We start from the raw sequence: 16,702 nt of genomic DNA, 5'->3' as shown, positions 1-16,702 counted from the left end.
TTACTCGCCTGAGCCGTCGTCTTCGCTTTGGCTTGTCACCATATTGCCATCGAGACCCTTTACGACCGCAGCTTGCATCGGGCGATTGAGCTTGGAGTGATCTTCAGATGGGCCAAGAAGGCCAGTCACAAATTCCACCATTTGTCCGAGCACGCCTTGTTCTTCAGCGGGCTTGATCCGGACAGTCTTGCCGCTGTCTACCACCACAAATTCATCGCCACGCACCAGGACAGCATTGGCAGCGCCGCTGGTCTTAACCATGTCGCCAACTTGAAGGTCGGTACCTCTGGCGCCGTAAAGCGATTTGTCTCCGCGGATGACAGACACCTGGCCATCGGCCTCGGAAATGCGCCAGCCTGAGTTCTCCGCCAAGGCCGTGCTGCCCATGCAAAAGGCTGCCGCAATGCAGAGTGCTTTGGAAATCTGGATCATCATTGCCCCCATGGCTCAATATCAGATTGAACCACCAGTATAGCTCTAAGGGTTTACCCTAGGCTTTGGCCTTATGCTTAAGGTGGGGTAACCGGATCTACCCGAGCAATTGGCGGGCTTGCGCTGACATTGCTTCGATAATGTCAGCGGCTTTGGGTGCGTCTTTGATAAGCCCAGTGCCTTCGCCAACGGTCACATGGGCCCGGGAATAGTCACATGTCGCAACACCGGCTTTATAGTCTTCGATCGCATCATGCGGGTCAGCCGTAAGCTCGCCGATCCGGCCTTCCCATTCGCGGTGGATTGCGTTGCGAATCGCTCTGAAATCGAAATGGGCAGGCCAGTTCTTCTCGCGCAGAATGTCGAAGACCTTGGAACGGGCAGTCCCGTCTCCGTTGGCTGCAATCGCTTCGGCAATCGCGGCTTCGGGAGCGAGCGATTCTGCGCAGGCCCAAAGCCGTGATCCAACGAGCGCACCATCTGCGCCGAGTATAAGCGCAGCAGCAAGCCCCCGCCCGTCCGCGATGCCACCAGCTGCCAGCAGCTGAACATCGGGAGCCTGCGCGGCAAGATAATCGGCTATCTCAGGCACCAACGTAAACGTGCTGCGTCCGTCGAGCGCATTCATGCCATGACCGCCCGCCTCTGCTCCTTGGGCAACGATGACATTTGCGCCTGCTGCGATCGCTTCGGGCACTTGCGCCATGGTCTGCACCTGACACATGAGCGGTATGCCAGCATCGATAATGCGCCTGGAGATTGTGGTGGGATCGCCGAAGGAGAGCATCAAAGCTGCGGGCCTTTGCGGACGGTCCAGGACCCAATCGAGCGCGGAGGCGTCTTCTTCGAGCTTCCATGTGATGAATCCACAGCCCAGCCTTGCAAAGGCTACGGGATCATCTTCCAAAGCTTCTTCCGCCGCCAAATATTCGCGCGATGTGAACTCAAGATCACCATAGGCACCGCCTATTAGCGCCAACGCTCCCGCCTTGGCGCCAGCGGCCGCAAGGCTGCCACCTGTGCCAAAGGCCATCGGTGCTAGAGCGATAGGAGTTGTAAGGCCAAATCGCTCAGAAAACCGGCTGCTGTAGAGCTTAATGCTCACGAATGCGCTTCGACAAATTCCTCGACCACGGGCGCGACCTTTGTGCGCCAGCGACTGCCATTGAAGATGCCGTAGTGACCCGCGCCTTCTGCCATGAAGTAGCGCTTCTTGCCTTCGACTAGGCTTGTGGCCAGCTTCAAAGCTGCTTTGGTCTGACCAAGCCCAGAGATATCATCACGTTCACCTTCCACCGCCAGAAGCGCGGTTTCGGTGATTTGCGTGAGGTCGACGACCTCTCCCTTGTGACGGAACTCACCATTGGGGATCGAATGTTTCTGGAACACTTCCTCGACCGTCTGGAGGTAGAATTCCGCGGTCATATCGCACACTGCGCGGTACTCGTCGTAGAAGTCTTTTGTCGCCTGCGCCGATGCCTCATCGCCTGTGGTGAGGTGTTTGAACATCTCATAATGGCTCATCATGTGGCTTTGAAGGTTCATGCTCATGAACGCCGAAAGCTGCATGAAGCCGGGATAAACCTTCCGCCCTGCACCGCGATATTGCATCGGGACGGAGGCGATGACGGATTTGCGGAACCACTCAATCGGCCGGTTCATCGCGTGGTCGTTGACCGTTGTCGGGCTTTCGCGCGTGTCGATTGGCCCACCCATCATGGTGAGCGTGGCCGGAGCGGCAGGCGATTTGTGCTGGTTAAGCAGCGCTGTTGCGGCAAAAGCGGGTACAGATGGCTGACATACGGCCAGCATATGCGGGCGCTGACCGGGGTTTAGCTGCTCGATATACTCAAGGAAATCCATGATATAGTCGATGTAATCGTCAAGGTCGAAGGAGCCTTCGTGCACAGGCACGGTCTTCGCGTCGGCCCAATCGGTGATGTAGACCTCAAACTTCTGAAGCATCCGCTCAACTGTTCCGCGAAGCAGCGTGGCGAAGTGCCCGCTCATCGGTGCAACGATCAGCATCTTGGGGCGATTGTCGTCCACACCATCAAGGCGGAAGCGCTTAAGATCGCCGAAGGGGCGATTGATAACCGTCGCTTCGATTACGGGATAGATTGTTCCATCCACATCGACTTCGGTGATGCCAAAGGCGGGCTTGCTATACGGCGCTGTTGCGTGGGCGAATACGTCGAGCGCGTTGGCGGTCATCGCGCCAAAACCAATTCGGCTCCACGGATTGGCCGGACTGGTTAGAAATTCTGAGCTCAGTGAGGCGATTGTGCTCACTGAATTGAGCCAACTGCGTTGGAGTTCATAGGCTTTGTAAAGCATCCTGGCCTGGTTCCTTATCAGCCGTGCGATCCCGACGCGCAATGTCTTTTGCTTTCTTGCAGATGGGCATTGGCAGAGTTTTGTGCAATGCACAATCGCTCGTTATCGAAGTTATGCGTCACTTTTGGCGCTTTTGGAGGTGAAATTCGTGACCATCGCGCCTAGGTGAACGCAAGTATGAGTGGGGATATGACAACTGAAACGCCGCCAAAGGGGGCAGTTTTGCACGACGGCGAAGCGGCAAGCATCGATGAGAAGGACGCGCAAGAGCTTCTGGCAGAGGCTCCCAAATCGCGCTCGCTCGCCCCATTAAAAATGGTATACCGTGAGGCGGCAAAGTACCCACGTGAAGTCATATTTGCGCTTATTGCCCTAACGGTTACTGCGGCCGGTACACTCGCTATTCCGGCGGCGGTCCAGTTGATTGTCGACCGGGGCTTTGGCACGGTGGAAGAGGGTACAGAGATTGCCCGCTGGTTCCGTTATCTGGGAATGATCGTCGTGGTGATCGCGATTGGAACAGCGGCGCGGTTCTATTTCGTCAGCTGGATTGGGGAGCGAGTCGTCGCCGATATCCGCCGCAAGGTTCACCGCAATCTGATGCGCTTGTCGCCAGCTTTCTACGAAGAAAATTCGCCCAAAGAGATTTCGAGCCGGATGACCTCCGACACGGCGATTATCGAGACTGTTGTGGGTACCACAGTCTCTGTCGCGCTGCGCAATGTGTTTCTGGGGATCGGTGGAACCATTTACCTCTTCTATCTCCTTCCCGGTTTCACCGTCTGGTTAGTGGTCGGCATCCCTGTGATGATCCTGCCGATCGTCATCTTTGGCCGGCGCATCCGCAGCATCTCCCGCGATAGCCAAGATCGGGTCGCCGATGTCGGCGCGATGGTGACAGAGGTCCTTTCGGCGATGAAGATCGTGCAAAGCTTTGGCCAAGAGCGCCGCGAGGCCGATCGTTTCGGCGATGCGGCTGAACGCACCTTTGACACCGCTCGCAAGCGCATCATCCTGCGCGCGATTATGACTTCGGTCGTGATCTTCGCGCTGTTTGGATCGATCGTATTTTTACTCTGGCGCGGTGCTGAAGCTGTGTCGGTGGGGAGCATCACTTCCGGCACATTGCTGGCGTTCCTTGTGGGCGCGATGCTTGTGGCTGGCGCTTTTGGTGCATTGACCGAAGTGTATGGGGACCTTCTGCGTGGGGCTGGCGCGGCGAGCCGTCTGGCGGAACTTCTTGAAACAGAGCCCGTGATTGCGCCGCCAGAGCGGCCAGAGCAGTTGCCGAACCCGGCACGCGGCTCGCTCTCTTTCCGCAACGTCACCTTTCGCTATCCTGCAAGGCCTGAAGACACTGCGCTCAAAGACTTTAATCTGGAGATCGAGCCGGGAGAGACAATCGCGATTGTGGGACCTTCCGGAGCGGGCAAATCGACCATCTTCCAGCTGGTTGAGCGCTTTTACGACCCCCAAGGCGGCACCATCCGTTTGGACGGCGTGCCGCTCACTAAAGCAGACCCTGCAGACATCCGCGAACGCCTTGCCTTTGTCCCACAGGAAGGCGTGCTGTTCAGCGCAAATGCACGCGACAACCTTCGTTATGGCCATTGGGAAGCCAGCGACGAAGCCATTTGGGAAGCGGCGCGCGCTGCAAATGCTGAGGACTTCTTGAAGGCACTGCCGCAGGGGCTCGATACCTATCTGGGTGAAGGCGGCACGCAACTATCGGGTGGTCAGCGCCAACGTGTTGCGATTGCGCGTGCCCTTCTTCGCGATGCCCCCATTCTGCTCCTCGATGAAGCAACCAGTGCCTTGGATGCCCAGAGCGAACAATGGGTTCAGCAAGCGCTCGATGAGCTGATGAAGGATCGCACCACTCTGGTTATCGCTCACCGCTTGGCGACGGTGCGCGCGGCAGATCGGATCATTGTGCTCGATAATGGTGAGATCGCCGAACAAGGCACGCACGCAGAGCTAAGCGCGGCGGGAGGCCTATATTCGCGCCTTGCAAAGCTGCAATTCGCCGCCAACGAAGCCGCCTGACTCGGTGCTCGCATAGGGTTTGTTTCGACGAACTGCGCCCTGCGCGCGACAAATTGCATCCTTGTTTCTGCGAGTGCGCTAGGTAACTCTTCAGAGGAACGCCTCACTTAAACAAATCGGGGACTAATCGCATGATCCGGACAACAAAACTCCTGCTCGCAGGGACTGCTGCGTTTGCGCTTTCGGCAAGCGCTTTCGCACAGGACACTCATCACGACCACGCCGGCGGACCGCATGGCATCGCTGACCATCTCGAAGCAGACACTGAAACTGGCAGTGAATCCACCGCTCCGACCATGGACTTTGGCACTTGGGGCGTTGGGCTCGACACCATCGATCCAGCCATCGAACCGGGCGATGACTTCAACGCCTATGCCAACGGCAAATGGATTGCCGCCAATGAAATCCCAGCCGATCGTCAGCGCTATGGCGCGTTCGACATGCTGCGCGAAGGTGCCACACAAGACGTGAAAGCGCTGGTTGAGGGTCTAGTCGCCTCTGATCCCGCGCCAGGTACACAGGCTCGCCGGATCGTCGATGCGTACGCTTCCTTTATGGATGTCGAAGCGATCGATGCGAGCGGCCTTGCTCCCGCTCAACCCTATCTCGCCCAGATTTACGGGGCGGCCGATCTCGACACTCTGATGCGCGTCTCGGCGCAGCCCGGGTTCCCATCACTGGTCAGCGCAAATGTGACCATTGATGCTCGCAATCCAACCGACTACGCGGTCGGCATCGGGTTTAACGGCATGGGCCTTCCTGACCGCGACTATTATCTGGTCGATAGCGACAGCAACACTGAGATCCGAGAGAAGTATAAAGCCTTCCTTGCAACAATGCTGGGCGCTGCTGGTTATCAAGACGCGGCTGGTGCTGCTGAAGCAGTTTATGCTTTTGAGCATAAAGTCGCGGAGCTCGAATGGGCGCGGCAAGTCCTGCGTATGCCGCAGCTTACTTATAATGAGCTGACCCCAGCAGAGCTCAATGACCTTGCGGGTGGTTTCCCGATCGAAGGCATTCTCGAAGCGTCGAAGCTCGCCGGTCAGGGGCGTTTCCTCGCTCGTCAGCTTCCGCCAACTGAGGAGGAAGTCGAAGCACTAGGCATCACTGAAGCCCAACTTGCGATGATCGGTGGCGGTCTGCCTGCTATGATGCGGCTGCTCACCGAAACGCCGCTAGCTACGATCAAGGCCTATATGGCCAAGAGCATGCTGGGGAACTTTGCGTCTGTACTTTCGAGCGATCTCGATGAAGCCAACTTCGAGTTTTACGGCCGTGCCATCAATGGCCGCGAAGAACAGCAGGCGCGCTGGAAGCGCGGTATCTCCGCAGTTGAATCAGCTGTCGGCGAGCAACTTGGAGCGCTTTATGTGGCGGAGTACTTCCCGCCGGAGAGCAAGGCGCGGATGGACAATCTTGTTGCCAACCTGACCAAAGCGATGAACCTCGCGCTCAATGAGAACGAGTGGATGACTGAAGCGACGATCGAACAGGCGCGTGCCAAGCTTGAAGGGTTTGTGCCGATGGTCGGCTATCCTGACGAGTTCAAAACTTATGATGGCATGACGATCACGCCTGATACTCCGGTCGCGAACACTATCTCGGTCAACACCTGGTGGCGGGACGAAATGCTGTCTCGTCTGAATGAGAAGGTCGATCCAGGCGAGTGGGGCATGACCCCCCAGACGGTGAATGCCTATTATTCACCGCTAACGAATCGCATCGTTTTTCCGGCTGCAATCCTTCAGCCCCCCTTCTTTAACGCGAGCGCTGATCCAGCGGTCAATTATGGCGGTATCGGAGCGGTGATTGGTCACGAAATCGGCCATGGTTATGACGACCAGGGCTCTCAATTCGATGCGACGGGAACACTGCGCAATTGGTGGCAGGATGAAGACCGCGCCGGTTTTGTTGAGTTCACTGATCAGATGGGTGAATTCATCGCCGCATATTGCCCGGTCGAAGGGTCCAACGGTCCCGAATGCCTCCGCCCTGGACAATCCATGGGTGAAACGCTCGGCGATGTCGTAGGACTGCAAATGGCTTATCGAGCCTATCGATTGAGCCTTAATGGAGAGGAAGCTCCTGTTATCGACGGTCTGACCGGTGATCAGCGCTTCTTCCTTGGCTTTGCGCAGATTTGGCGCGGGATGGAACGCGAAGAGAGCCTGCGTAACCGGGTGATGACCGCGAACCATCCTCCGGGTGAATTCCGCCTCAACAATGCAGTGCGTCACATCGACGTTTGGTACGAAGCATTCAACGTGACCGAGGAGCACGAACTGTATCTTCCGCCAGAGAAGCGCGTGAAGATCTGGTGATTTAAGCGTGAAGAGCGCTCTTCGAAATTGACATGGCCCGCGCTTCATCCATGAAGTGCGGGCCATGACGTTTTTGCAGCTTCTCATTATTTCCGTGGTGCAAGGGATCACAGAGTTCCTGCCGATCTCGTCGTCAGGGCATCTCATCCTGATCCAGTTTTTTACCGGCTATCCTGATCAAGGCCCGCTGATTGATGTTGCGGTTCATGTCGGGTCCTTGCTGGCGATCATTGTCTATTTCTTCAAAGACGTGCTGGTTCTGGCGCGCGGCGGTTTTGCCAGTATTGGTGTGGGAACGACGGCACCCAAGGCTCCGCAAGAAAGACGTCTCTTCTGGTGGATTGTGCTCGGCACCATTCCGGCGGTCGCCTTTGGCCTCTCAATCAAGATGGGGCTGTTCAATGGCATTGCGAGCGGCGTTTTTGGGGTCGAGATAATTGATGACGATCTGATGGCCTCAATCCGCTTTACCGACCTGATCGCATTCAACCTGATCTTCTACGGCATCCTGCTGGGGCTCGCCGACAAGGTGGGCCAAGAGGTAAAAGAGTTTGAGGACATGAGTTGGCGCGATGGCCTAATCGTCGGGATCGCGCAGGCCTTGGCGATCATTCCAGGTACGTCGCGCTCGGGCGTCACTATGACGGCGGCGCGTTTCCTAGGGTACAAAAGGGTGGAAGCCGCGCGGTTCTCCTTCCTCCTCTCGATCCCGGCGGTGGCGGGCGCTGGCGTGCTGATTGTGCCGGAGATATTCGAGGCGGGGACGGAACTTGCGCTAGATGCGCTGATTGCAGGTGCGCTTACCTTCGTGGCGGCCTTTGCGACCATGGCGTTCCTTATGAACTTCCTGAAACGCGCATCAATGATGGTTTTTGTGCTCTACCGGGTAGCTATGGGCGCGGCCCTGCTCTATTTCTTTTAGCCATGGCACTCATTCTTCTCATTTTTCTTGGTGCGCTGCTTGGCTGGCTAGGATCAATCGCTCTGCGTCTTGAATTGCCAGGCGCAGTTTTGCGGATGATGTTCGTTGGCATTGTTACCAGCTTGACCGCTGGGTTGATCGCAAACGGCGGCACATTCTTGGGATCACTCAGTTGGCTTGGGCTAGGCGCGGCAGTGGGTGTCACATTGCCTGCCATTGTTGGCTACTACGCCTTCGCCACTCGCGAAGCTTAGACCGGCTTCGCGTCCGACCCGCGTCCGCCGCGCAAGTGATATTCCTGCGTGCCGCGGTTCACCACATAATCAACATCGATTACCGCCGAGTTGGCATAGGTGAATCCGGGGGCGAGATTGCGATAGAGCCGGTCAAAATCGCGCTCCACGGTCTGGCGGAAGAGATCATCGAAACTCTCGATCACAAAATAGGTCGGCTGCAGATCGCTGATCACGTAATCGGTGCGCATGACCCGGTCGACATTGAGCATAATGCGATTAGGGCTCTTGGCCTCCACTGCAAATTTGGCCTCCGTCGGCCCAGAAAGGATGCCAGCGCCATAGGCACGAATGCCCTCAGGTTCCTCAATCAGGCCGAACTCGACTGTATACCAGTAAAGCGCGCCTAAGGCCTTCAGGCGATTGTACCGCATCGCTTTCCAACCTGCGCGGCCATATTCCTGCATGTAATCGGCAAACACTGGATCGGTCAGCATGGGCACATGGCCAAAGACGTCGTGGAAGACATCGGGCTCCTGGATGTAGTCGAACGTCTCACGCGTTCGGATAAAATTGCCTGCGGGAAAACGCCTGTTCGCAAGGTGCCAAAAGAATACGTGATCGGGGATCAGCATCGGGACCGGAATAACGCTCCAGCCGGTAAGCTTGCCCAACTCCTCTGAAAGCTCCTGGAATTCGGGGATGCCGCCACGCGATAGGTCGAGCTTGTCGAGGCCCGCCATAAAGGCACTCGCCGCACGTCCGGGAAGAACCTCCATCTGGCGCGCAAACAGATCGTTCCACACGCCGTCGTCATCGCTGGAATATTGGGTCTGCGAAGGCTCTATCCAGTCTTCACCTACGTGCGCAGGCTTAGCGAGCGGGGCGGTGAAGATATCCTCGCTCAGCTCTGGAAGTGCCGTGTAATCGGTGTCAGTGTTTGCGAGCGTTTCCATATAGTATCACATGATACCACTGGCGGGTGAACGCAAGCACAATAAAGGGGGTGCTCGATGGCGCTTAAAAGCAAGGACTACCGCAGACTCTTGGAGCCGATGACCGAGGAATTGGTCGGAATGGCACGTTGGGCAAAGACGACAGGCGCACGGATTGTGGTGATCTTTGAGGGGCGCGATACCGCTGGAAAGGGCGGCGCGATCCGGGCGGTGCGCGACAAGCTCAATCCCCGCCAGTGTCGCACCGTTGCGCTGTCCAAGCCGAGCGAGGAGGAGCAAACTCAGTGGTATTTCCAGCGTTATGTGAAGCACTTGCCACATGCTGGCGAAATTGTGCTGTTCGATCGTTCTTGGTACAACCGGGCCGGGGTAGAGCGGGTGATGGGCTATTGCTCCGAAGAGCAAGCAGAAGCCTTCCTTAAAGCGACGCCAACCTTTGAAAAGATGCTTATCGATGACGGCATATTGCTGTTCAAATACTGGCTCACCACTGATCAGGACAAGCAGGAGGAGCGGTTGAAGGAACGTGGCGAAGACCCACTCAAGCGCTGGAAGCTCTCACCAGTCGATCTTGCGGCGCGCGAAAAGTATGAGGCCTACACCGAGGCTCGCGCGGCAATGCTGAAGGCGACACACACGGATAATGCGCCGTGGACCTTGGTTGATTTCAATGATCAGAAGCGCGGTCGGCTCACCCTGATCCGCGATCTCCTCGACCGACTGCCCGACATGCATATTGAGCCACCCGCAATTGATTTTCCGGACCTTGGTCATGAGCCATATGAAGAGAGCTACAGCGTCATGAAGCCGCTCAAGGATTACCCCATAGATTGACAATCTGTTCGCTTCGATATAAAAATAATATCATAATTATATCGAAGGAGACTCGTCCATGTCAGATCAGGCTGTGCCAATGACATCAAGCCGGGAGGAGACCGGCTCTGCCTATAATGGCTATCTTATGTTGGCGGTCTTTAGCGTCATCACACTTGTTATTATCTACATGATCATTGGCGCTATTCCACCTGAAGGCGCTGCCAAGTCAGTCAAATTGGCCTTTGTCGGCACGCTTTTGACCGGCGCATTGGTCGTCCTGTTTGGTATTATCGGGTTCTTCATGATCCAGCCTAACCAGGCTGCCGTGATCACTTTGTTTGGTGAATACCGCGGGACAGTGCGTAAGGAGGGCCTGCAATGGGTATGGCCTTGGATGATCAAGCAAAAGGTCAGCGTACGTGCCCACAACATTCACTCTGATGTGGTCAAGATCAACGATTTGCGCGGTAACCCAATTGAGGTCGCCTGCAACGTGGTTTGGCGTGTTTCCGATACTGCTCAGGCAGTGTTCGATGTTGATGAGTACAAAGAGTTTGTGAACATTCAAATCGAAGCCGGCCTTCGCACCGTGGGGGCGCGCCACCCTTACGACGATATGTCGGATGAGGACGAAACAACGCTTCGCGGGAGCGCCGATGTCATTGCGAACGAGCTGCGCGAGGAATTGAATGACAGGCTCAAGGTGGCTGGTATCGTCGTCGATGAAGCGGGTCTTACCCACCTCGCCTATGCGCCCGAAATTGCCGGAGCCATGCTGCGCCGCCAACAGGCAGATGCCGTGATCGCTGCGCGTAAGAAGGTGGTCATTGGCGCCGTTTCCATGGTCGAAGACGCGCTGGGCAAACTGTCCGCTGATGGCATCATCGAACTGGATGATGAACGCAAAGCCGCCATGGTTTCCAACCTCATGGTAGTGCTCTGCGGAGACCGCGAGGCCCATCCAGTCGTGAACACAGGCACGCTTTACCAGTAACCTGCAAACCCGAAGGAGGCAGCTATGGCTGCACCCTCAAACAAACCGCCCGCTAAAAAGGCATATGCATTGCGGCTCGATCCGGCGGTTCACGCTGCGGTCGAGCGGCTTGCGGGCGCGGAATTGCGCTCTGCCAATGCGCAGATCGAAATGCTATTAAGAGAGGCGTTGGAAGCGCGCGGGATTGCGGTGGAGAGAACGAAAACGCCTAGGCGCGGGCGGCCACCCAAAGCTTAAAGGCTGGCGCTCGCTTTGGTCACTTGCCGCCCGTCACTCGCAAAAGCGCCCAGCTCATACCCTTCCTCGCATTTGTGCATCACCAGGTTGAGCTGTTCGCCAGCAATGGCGGGCGACAGACCCCGGAAGGCGAATTTGCGTAGACGGTTGTCGCCAAGCTCACTCGCTGCCAGTTGTAGCAAGAGCGATGCGGTAAGCGGCCCGTGCACGACCAGCCCGCGATACCGTTCCACCGCCTCAGCATAAGGCGCGTCATAGTGGATGCGGTGGGTGTTGAAGGTCAGCGCCGAATAGCGGAATAAAAGCCGCGGATCGGGGGTGAGAGTGCGAGTGACATCCCACGCGCCCGCATCAAACTCCCCGTCGCCCGATTCTGGCGGACTGAGCGGTGCATCACTTGCCGCTGCATCGCGGTAGACCAGCGTCTGCGTCTCCCGCACGCTTAGCGTGCCGTTGGCAACCGTCTCATGCTCGACATTGACGAAGGCAAGCTTGCCAGAGCCGCCGTCTTTCTCGCTGATGGATGCAACGCGGCTGGTGCGCTTCACCACGGCTCCAATAGCGATGGGCGCGATAAAGCGGATATCGCTGGAGGCCCACATACGGCGCGACATAGGGAGCGGTGGCAGGAAGCTGCCCAGGCTATCATCGCGCGCCGGGTGTCCATCTTCGCCAAGCGCTCCTGTGGGAGCATCCGGCGTGCACAGTGCCAAGTGGATACCCTGTGGCATGATCCAACACTCGGGCACCGGAAGGTCAAATGTCGCGCACCACTGCGCGGCATGCTGAGGCGTTAGAGTGTCGTGGCTTTCCTGCTCACGGCCAATCCAAGCCTCGAAGCTCATTTCGCCCTTTCGAATACGGCGGCGATGCCTTGTCCACCGCCGATGCACATGGTCTCCAGTGCGTAGCGGCTTTTGCGGCGGTGCATTTCTGCGGCCAGATCGGCAAGGATGCGCCCGCCGGTCGCACCAATTGGGTGGCCTAGAGAGATGCCGGAGCCGTTGACGTTGAGAATCTCGCAGCGGCTGTCATCCTCGCTCCAGCCCCAGCCTTTGAGGACGGCGAGCACTTGCGGCGCGAAAGCTTCGTTGAGTTCGACAAGGTCTATATCATCCCAGCTGTATCCACGCCGTTCAAACAACCGCTCAGTCGCTGGCACAGGGCCGATGCCCATGCGCGATGGGTCACAGCCTGCCGCTGCCCATCCACCGAACCAAAGCGAAGGTGTGAGACCCAGTTCTTCGAGCTTGTCTTCTGCTACCACCAAACATGCAGCCGCGGCATCGTTTTGCTGGCTCGCATTGCCGGCGGTGACGATGGCGTCTGGATCGCGCTTGCCGTCGATGGCGCGAAGTTTGCCCAGCGTCTCCATCGATGCATCTGCACGGTAGCCCTCGTCCTTGGCAAAGGTCACGGGATCGCCCCGGCGTTGGGGTACGTCCACACTCACAAGGTGATCATCGAACTTGCCCGCTTCCCAAGCGGCGGCCGCGTTCTGGTGCGAGCGAACCGCATAGGCATCGGCCTCTTCACGGGTAATGTTGTAATCTTTAGCCAAGTTCTCAGCCGTTTCGATCATGCCTGTGATAATGCCAAAGCGTTCAATCGGCTGGCTCATCAAGCGGCCCCGAGAGAGGCGGTCATGCAGGGTAATATCGCCCATACGAGCACCTCCGCGCCCCTGCAGCGTGTAGTGCTCAACATTGGACATGCTCTCACACCCACCAGCGACCACAATGTCCGCCATGCCGGTTTCAACCATCATCGCTGCATTAGCGACAGCCTGAAGCCCAGAGCCACAGCGGCGGTCGAGCTGATAGCCGGGCACTTCCAAGGGCAGTCCAGCTGCAAGCCATGACCAGTGACCAATCGCGGGGGCCTCTGCATTGCCGTACCCTTGTGAGAAGACGACATCGTCCACGCGCTGAGGGTCGATGCCGGAGCGCTCAACCAGCGCTTTCAAGATGATCGCGCCAAGCTCGCCTGCATTGAGGCTGGAGAGGCCACCGAGGAACTTGCCAACGGGCGTGCGGAGGGGTGAGACAATGGCTGCTCTGCGGGTCATAGGTGGTCTCTTTTATCGGTGTGTGTAATCGGCGTTTTGATCGGAGAGGGCGACCGTGCCTGCGTCCACCAGCTTGGCGATCGCGCCCGAAGAAAGGCCCAGCTTATCGGCGAGCACTTCTTCGGAATGCTGCCCGAGGAAGGGCGCGGGTGCTGGGTCTTCGGCTTCGTGTGCTGGCATATTGGCGAAGCTGCGCGTCGCTGGATATTCGAAGCCTGATGGGTTCGAGGGTGATGGTCCGAAAAGCGGGTTGTTGTCGACAAGGTCCGGATCAACCGAGGCCTCATGATGCGAACGGTACTTTTCAAATGTGCAGCCTTCCGCACGCATACGCGCCGAGAGCGTGTCGTAGTCGAAGCCCTCGGCCGCTGATTGGAAGAGGTCGAACAGGCGGTGACGGTTTTCAAAGCGCGGGCGGTCCCCGCCATTGAAATCGATACCAAGCTCACCCTCGAGCGCAGCAATACCCTCAGCGACACCGAAAGCGGCAACCAGCCCTGTCCACTGCTTGGGAGTAAGCGCAGCCACCATAAAGCGGGTACCGCATTTGGTCTGAAAATCGCGACCAAACGCGCCCCAGATGGCATTGCCCAATCGCTCACGATCAGAGCCGCGATAGAGCATCTCGGCCATCGTCCCTGAATTCGCCAGCGTCCCAATCGCCACATCGCCCAATGGGACACGGACCTCTGTGCCTTGGCCCGTAGCTGAGCGGTTGTGCAGCGCTGTCATGAGCGCAAAGGCCGAGTATGCGCCAGTAATGAAGTCCCAAGCCGGAAGCGGCTGACTCACTGGCGGCGCAGATTCCGGGTCCCACTCTTCAGGCCCTGTCATCAGCGGATATCCGGCAGCGGCATTGACGGTGAAGTCCATCGCCTGACGCCCATCGTGCCAGCCCATGATCCGCACGCTCACCATATCGTCACGCGCCCCTTGTTTGATCCTTTGGGCCTGCATAGCTCCGTGCGAAAGGAAGCTTTTCTCCGGCAGATTGGTGATGCACTGCCCGGTCTTCGCGGCAAGCTCGACGCATAGCTCGCGGCCCTCTGCGCTGCGCAGGTCCAAAGCGACCGATTTCTTCGCGCGGTTCAAATTCTCCCACGAAAGCGAACGCCCCTCTTTGGTTAGCATATAGCGGTCGTAATCAAGCCCGCCTGCCTTGTGATCGACGCGGATGACCTCTGCACCCATCTGCGCGCAGTATAGCCCAGCGGTGGGGGAGGCGACGAAGCTCGACACTTCTACAATCGAGAGGTCATTCAGGAGATTATACATACGTTCATGGCCCACCCCCAGCCCCTCCCACAAGCGGGAGGGGAGCGAGACTTAGCAAGCCAAAGGCGCGCTTAGTCGCAGCGGGTGGGCATTGCCCTTCCCTAGTTTAGTTCAACGCTTCCCATTCGCGCAGCATATGCTTGGCGATCTGAAGCTGGAGGATTTGCGTTGTGCCTTCGTAAATGCGGTAAATGCGCGCATCGCGATAGAAGCGTTCGGCATCGTATTCGGCAAGATATCCCGCGCCGCCATAAACCTGAACCACCCGGTCCACCACGCGGCCACACATTTCCGAAGAGAACACTTTAAACGCGGCCGCTTTGATGAGGATATTCTCGCCTCGATCCGCACGCTCGGTCACATCCTTCATCATCGCTTCGGCGGCGTAGATCTCAATCTCACTATCAGCGAGCATCTGCTGGATCAGCTGAAAATTGGCGATGGGTTCGCCAAAGGCCTTGCGCTCATTCGCGTAACGGATTGCGCTATCGAGCGCACGCCGTGCATAACCCGCTGCCGTTGCACCCACGGAAATGCGCCCGTTATCAAGGCTCTGCATGGCAAAGCGGAAACCTTTGCCGGTCTCCCCGCCGAGCAATGCTTCGCCCGCCACCTCGACATCATCAAGCATGATGTCCGAGATATGGCTGCCCGATTGTCCCATTTTCTTATCCGGCGAACCGGTTGAAACACCTTTCGCATTCATAGGCACCAGAAACGCGCTCACATGTGCATTTTTGGGAAGGTTTTCGCTCGAAGTACGCGCCATAATCAGCGCAACATCAGCATGCGGCGCATTGGTGATATAGCGTTTGGAGCCATTGAGCACCCAGCCATTGCCATCAGCACTCGGTTTGGCCGTGGTTTGCAGGCCAGCGCTATCCGAACCCGAACCCGGCTCGGTGAGGCCAAAGCACGCGATTTTGCCTTCCGCAAGCTTAGGGAACCACTCGGCGCGTTGCGCTTCGGTCGCGCCGTTTTTAAGAGCGCTCGCAAACATTCCGACATTGATCGAGAAGATCGAGCGGTAAGCGGGCGCTGCATAGGCCATGATGTTCACGGTACGCGCATATTGCGTCATATTGAGGCCCGCGCCGCCGTATTCTTCTGGAACCGTCAGGCCAAACAGACCCATGTCGCGCATCTCTTGGATGATATCTGCTGGAACTGCGTCATCGGCAATCACTTGTTGCTCTGCCGGGATCAGCTTTTCACGAACGTAGCGTTCCAACTGTTCGGCAAATTGCTCGAAGGTCTCTTTATCCATTCCTGGATTAAGAGTGTCCTGCGCTTGCGGTGCGTTCATTCGACCTCTTCCTCTCCGACCTCTTGCTGAGGAGTGGAAACAGGAGGTAGCGCCCCCTCGGGAAGGCGGCGCTCCTCTAGCATTTCGGCAGCTTCATCAAGCGCTTTTGCCTCGTCTACACTAACCGAGCCAGGTCCCTCTGCGCCGCCTGATCCGTCGCAGGCGGCGAGCAGCAAACCCGGCACGAAAATCGTAGCGATGCCTACTCGCTTTGCCGCCATGGTTTAGTCGATTTCCTCGGCAACTTCGGCAGCAGCAGCTTCGGCGGCATCGCCAACATCTGCTGCAGCCGCGGCCGCAGCTGCTTCTGCGGCAGCCGCTGCTTCGGCAGCCACGTCAGCTGCCGCATCGGCGGCCGCTTCTGTGCTTTCAAGGCTGGGCGCAGTGTCCGCTGGGTCAAGTGCTTCGAGCGCTTGGGTGTCTTCCACGGGCTCTTCGACAATTGGTTCCAAGGCTTCGTCAGCTGGCATTTCAACTGTGTCGGGCATCGCTTCGGTTGATGCGTCGTCAGTGCTGCCGCAAGCGACCAAACCAAGGCTGCCGAGGGCTGCGATTACAGCTAGCTTTTTCATTGGGGGGTGTCCTCCTCTTAAGTTCGAACCCGTTATGGGCTCCGGTGTAGCGGTCTCGGCAGCGTTAAGCCAAGCCCCAATTGATGGACCGAAACGGCACACAGGCGAAGAGGCGCTCCCGCTCAAGGCCACCAACAGATACTATTGTGCCCATGAGACAGTATCTGACCGCTCCCACTCGCCCTTT

17 protein-coding genes are annotated in these 16,702 nt (G+C 57.6%); 7 read left to right on the top strand and 10 right to left on the bottom strand.

The genetic code is table 11. The features are described from left to right. The 3 genes from Q0778_RS08735 to phaZ form a co-directional block, all read right to left on the bottom strand. A complete protein-coding gene (locus Q0778_RS08735; protein ID WP_298335497.1) occupies positions 1-387 on the bottom strand; it encodes a hypothetical protein in 387 nt (128 codons plus the stop codon). Between the two features lie 142 nt (positions 388-529). Continuing rightward, positions 530-1,537 carry a nitronate monooxygenase gene (locus Q0778_RS08730; RefSeq protein WP_298335495.1) on the bottom strand — a complete coding sequence of 336 codons (1,008 nt, stop codon included), beginning with the start codon at positions 1,535-1,537 and terminating at the stop codon, positions 530-532. Continuing rightward, complete coding sequence (gene phaZ / locus Q0778_RS08725) at positions 1,534-2,769, bottom strand: polyhydroxyalkanoate depolymerase (protein WP_298306992.1); 1,236 nt, start codon at positions 2,767-2,769, stop codon at positions 1,534-1,536. Before phaZ ends, Q0778_RS08730 begins: the two co-directional genes overlap by 4 nt. Before the next feature lie 315 nt (positions 2,770-3,084). Between phaZ and Q0778_RS08720 the strand changes: the two genes are divergently transcribed. The 4 genes from Q0778_RS08720 to Q0778_RS08705 all read left to right on the top strand — a co-directional run bounded on the left by Q0778_RS08720 (position 3,085) and on the right by Q0778_RS08705 (position 8,312). Beyond that, positions 3,085-4,815 (top strand): ABC transporter transmembrane domain-containing protein, encoded by a 1,731-nt coding sequence (locus Q0778_RS08720; protein ID WP_298336139.1) that lies wholly within the window; start codon positions 3,085-3,087, stop codon positions 4,813-4,815. Between the two features lie 131 nt (positions 4,816-4,946). After that, complete coding sequence (locus Q0778_RS08715; protein WP_298335493.1) at positions 4,947-7,136, top strand: M13 family metallopeptidase; 2,190 nt, start codon at positions 4,947-4,949, stop codon at positions 7,134-7,136. Positions 7,137-7,200: 64 nt separating this feature from the next. Beyond that, the gene (locus Q0778_RS08710) at positions 7,201-8,058 is read left to right on the top strand and encodes an undecaprenyl-diphosphate phosphatase (RefSeq protein WP_298335491.1); all 858 of its coding nucleotides are present in this window, start codon (positions 7,201-7,203) and stop codon (positions 8,056-8,058) included. A gap of 2 nt (positions 8,059-8,060) precedes the next feature. Beyond that, the gene (locus Q0778_RS08705) at positions 8,061-8,312 is read left to right on the top strand and encodes a hypothetical protein (RefSeq protein ID WP_298307001.1); all 252 of its coding nucleotides are present in this window, start codon (positions 8,061-8,063) and stop codon (positions 8,310-8,312) included. Here the strand turns inward: Q0778_RS08705 and phhA are convergent. After that, positions 8,309-9,247: a phenylalanine 4-monooxygenase gene (gene phhA, locus Q0778_RS08700; protein WP_298307004.1), complete on the bottom strand. Its 939-nt coding sequence runs from the start codon at positions 9,245-9,247 to the stop codon at positions 8,309-8,311. The two genes, Q0778_RS08705 and phhA, sit on opposite strands and share 4 nt — an antisense overlap. Positions 9,248-9,304: 57 nt before the next feature. Here phhA and ppk2 point away from each other — a divergent pair, with 57 nt between their 5' ends. Genes ppk2 through Q0778_RS08685 form a run of 3 tightly spaced genes read left to right on the top strand, consistent with a single transcriptional unit; the run spans position 9,305 to position 11,294 of the window. Then, a complete protein-coding gene (gene ppk2 / locus Q0778_RS08695) occupies positions 9,305-10,081 on the top strand; it encodes a polyphosphate kinase 2 (protein ID WP_298335489.1) in 777 nt (258 codons plus the stop codon). Positions 10,082-10,139: 58 nt separating this feature from the next. After that, positions 10,140-11,057 carry an SPFH domain-containing protein gene (locus Q0778_RS08690; RefSeq protein WP_298335487.1) on the top strand — a complete coding sequence of 306 codons (918 nt, stop codon included), beginning with the start codon at positions 10,140-10,142 and terminating at the stop codon, positions 11,055-11,057. Between the two features lie 24 nt (positions 11,058-11,081). Beyond that, entirely contained in the window at positions 11,082-11,294 is a 213-nt protein-coding gene (locus tag Q0778_RS08685; protein WP_298307013.1) for a toxin-antitoxin system HicB family antitoxin, read from the top strand. Here Q0778_RS08685 and Q0778_RS08680 read toward each other — a convergent pair. The 6 genes from Q0778_RS08680 to Q0778_RS08655 all read right to left on the bottom strand — a co-directional run bounded on the left by Q0778_RS08680 (position 11,291) and on the right by Q0778_RS08655 (position 16,515). After that, positions 11,291-12,139 (bottom strand): MaoC family dehydratase N-terminal domain-containing protein, encoded by an 849-nt coding sequence (locus Q0778_RS08680; protein ID WP_298335484.1) that lies wholly within the window; start codon positions 12,137-12,139, stop codon positions 11,291-11,293. The genes Q0778_RS08685 and Q0778_RS08680 overlap by 4 nt on opposite strands. Then, entirely contained in the window at positions 12,136-13,362 is a 1,227-nt protein-coding gene (locus tag Q0778_RS08675) for an acetyl-CoA C-acetyltransferase (RefSeq protein WP_298335482.1), read from the bottom strand. Before Q0778_RS08675 ends, Q0778_RS08680 begins: the two co-directional genes overlap by 4 nt. A 12-nt stretch (positions 13,363-13,374) precedes the next feature. Further along, complete coding sequence (locus tag Q0778_RS08670; protein WP_298307024.1) at positions 13,375-14,637, bottom strand: CoA transferase; 1,263 nt, start codon at positions 14,635-14,637, stop codon at positions 13,375-13,377. A gap of 106 nt (positions 14,638-14,743) precedes the next feature. Beyond that, on the bottom strand, positions 14,744-15,943 hold the full coding sequence (locus tag Q0778_RS08665) for an acyl-CoA dehydrogenase family protein (RefSeq protein ID WP_298335480.1): 1,200 nt from the start codon (positions 15,941-15,943) through the stop codon (positions 14,744-14,746). Then, positions 15,940-16,164, bottom strand: a complete 225-nt coding sequence (locus tag Q0778_RS08660; RefSeq protein ID WP_298307029.1) for a hypothetical protein — start codon at positions 16,162-16,164, stop codon at positions 15,940-15,942. Before Q0778_RS08660 ends, Q0778_RS08665 begins: the two co-directional genes overlap by 4 nt. Before the next feature lie 3 nt (positions 16,165-16,167). Further along, positions 16,168-16,515, bottom strand: coding sequence for a hypothetical protein (locus Q0778_RS08655; protein ID WP_298335477.1), 348 nt, complete (start codon positions 16,513-16,515; stop codon positions 16,168-16,170). Positions 16,516-16,702: the final 187 nt, after the last annotated feature.

The organism is uncultured Erythrobacter sp. (genome assembly GCF_947502395.1).
Classification (GTDB): Bacteria; Pseudomonadota; Alphaproteobacteria; order Sphingomonadales; family Sphingomonadaceae; genus Erythrobacter.
The sequence above is the reverse complement of the archived record's forward strand: the minus strand, read 5'-3'. Positions and strand labels throughout refer to the sequence as shown.